This window comes from Promineifilum sp. (SeqCode) (assembly GCF_041918635.1).
Classification (GTDB): Bacteria; Chloroflexota; Anaerolineae; order Promineifilales; family Promineifilaceae; genus Promineifilum.
This window is the reverse complement of record NZ_JAYRVJ010000063.1, coordinates 1-2,450: the sequence shown is the minus strand read 5'-3', so window position 1 is coordinate 2,450 and position 2,450 is coordinate 1. Positions and strand designations below refer to the sequence as shown.

Here is a 2,450-nt window from a genome sequence, read left to right as displayed (position 1 = left end):
CGGCGGGGCGTGCTTCGACTCCCACCCTTCCAGGATAGGATCGATCAGTTCCCAGGCCAGTTCGATGGCGTCGCTGCGGGTGAAGAGCGAGGGATCCCCCTTGAGGATGTCCAGCAGCAGCCGCTCGTACGCTTCGGGAATCGCCAGCGCGCCGAATGACTCCTCGTACTGGAAGGACATGTCCACTGTACGCATCTCGGCCGGCGTGTCGGGCACTTTGGCCTGGAAGGAGAAGTGGATGCCCTCATCCGGCTGGATGCAGATGGACAGGCGGTTGGGAGCGGGCTTGGCTCCCTCGGGCATGGGGAACATCAGATGCGGCGGTCGCTTGAAGAAGATGGTGATCTCCGTCGTCTTGGCCGCCAGCGCCTTGCCCGAACGCATGTAGAAGGGAACGCCCTGCCAGCGCCAGTTGTCGATGTAGTAGCGGATGGCGGCATAGGTGGCCGTCATCGAGCCGGGGGCGACCCCTTCCGTGTCGCGGTACTTGCGGTACTGGCCGCGCACCGTACAGCTGCTCACGTTCTCCAGCCGGACAGGACGCATGGCCCGCAACACTTTCGACTTCTCGTTGCGGATCGCCTCAGCCTCGAACGACGCCGGCGGTTCGGCGGCCACGAGCGACAGCAGTTGCAGCACGTGGTTCTGCACCATGTCGCGCATGACGCCCACGTCATCGTAGAAGTGCGCCCGGTGGCCCACGTCGACCGTCTCAGCGGCCGTGATCTGCACGTGATCGATGTAGTTGCGGTTCCACACCGGCTCGTAGAGCGAGTTGGCGAAGCGGAAGACCAGCAGGTTCTGCACCGTCTCCTTGCCCAGGTAGTGGTCGATGCGGTAGATCTGCGACTCGTTGAGCACCTGATGGACAGCCCGGTTGAGCGCCCGCGCCGAGGCCAGGTCGTGGCCGAACGGCTTCTCGATGACGACGCGCCGCCAGCCGTGGTCTTCGTGCATCATATCGGCCGCGCCCAGATTGGCGACAGCCTGCTCGTAGAGGTCGGGGGCGATGGACAGATAATAGAGGCGATTACCAGGGCGGTTGTCTTCCCACTCGCACAGCATCCGGTCGACGCCCTGCAACTGCTCGAACTGGGTCAGGTCGCCACGGTAGTAGCAGATGTTGGCCGCGAACTCATCCCATGACTTGGCGTCGTACATTGAGCGGGCGAACTCCTTGACGCCCGCCTTGACGTGCGCGCGGAACTTTTCGTCGCTGAAGTCACTGCGGGCCACGCCGACGATACGCCAGTTCGGCGGCAGCCGCCCCTTGCGGTACAGGTCATAGAGCGACGGAACCAGCTTGCGCCGCGTCAGATCGCCCGATGCGCCAAAAATGACTATCGCGTTCGTCTCATCCATCTTGCGTTGCCTCCGTTGTCTGCCCACCTGCTCGCCAACCCCGAAGCGCCATCAAGGGAAACCGGCCTTCACCCCTCGACAGGTCGAGGCGAGTTAGTATAATGTAACCGATGTGGTGGGCTGAGTCTATACCCTCGACCGGGGAACAGCCTCTTTTACAGGCCAATGAGTAGTTACCAGGCCAACATCGAGCGGGCAATCGTCAACACGGTATCCTACGTGGATGCCTTCGACTACCCGCTCACCGCGGCCGAGATCCACCGCTACCTGGTCGGCCTGCCCCTTTCCCCACAAAAAGTCCAACAAGCTTTGGGCCACGGCCTGCTCATTCCCGACCGCTTGGGCGCCTCGGGCGATTTCTACATGCTGCCCGGTCGGGAGGACGTGGCCGAACTGCGCCGGCAGCGCCAGGCCGTGGCCGACCGCCTCTGGCCCGAGGCCGCGCGCTATGGCGCGCTCATCGCCCGCGCCCCCTTCGTGCGTATGGTCGCCGTTACCGGCTCGCTGGCGGTCAACAACGTCACCCATGAGGACATCGACTATCTGATCGTCACCGCCAACGACCGGCTGTGGGTCTGCCGCGCCTTCGTGATCCTGATTGTGCGCTGGGCGGCGCGGCGCGGGCTGGAGTTGTGCCCCAACTACTTTCTGACGGAGCGGGCTCTCCGCTTTTCCCAACAGAATCTTTATACGGCGCACGAGGTCACGCAAATGGTTCCGCTCTACGGCCGGGCAGTCTACGAGACGCTGCGCCGCGTGAACGCCTGGACGTATCGCTACTTGCCCAACGCCGCCGGCCCGCCGGCTCTGTCCTCTACCCCCTGGCCATTCTCACCCGCCCCCTTCACGGGCCGCGCCATCCTGGAAGCCACCCTGCGCACGCGCGCCGGCCGGTGGCTCGACCAATGGGAAATGGCCCGCAAGACACGCAGGTTCCGCAAGTCCCACGCCGGCCAGGTGTCCAGCCTATTAGAGGCCAGCTTCTCGCCCGACTCCTGCAAGGGTCACTTCAATCTGCATCAGCAGCGGACAATGCGGGCCTACCAGTTGCGGACGGCCGGAGAGAGCGGGGGAGCGGGGGAGCAGGG

At 64.3% G+C, this 2,450-nt stretch carries 2 protein-coding genes; one reads left to right on the top strand and one right to left on the bottom strand.

Going from position 1 to position 2,450, the window contains the following annotated elements; translation table 11 throughout:
• On the bottom strand, window positions 1-1,362 hold a 1,362-nt coding region (gene zwf, locus ACE3UY_RS01990), incomplete at its 3' end, for a glucose-6-phosphate dehydrogenase (protein WP_374685874.1).
• 165 nt (window positions 1,363-1,527) lie between these two features.
• Between zwf and ACE3UY_RS01985 the strand changes: the two genes are divergently transcribed.
• On the top strand, window positions 1,528-2,450 hold a 923-nt coding region (locus ACE3UY_RS01985; protein WP_374685873.1), incomplete at its 3' end, for a hypothetical protein.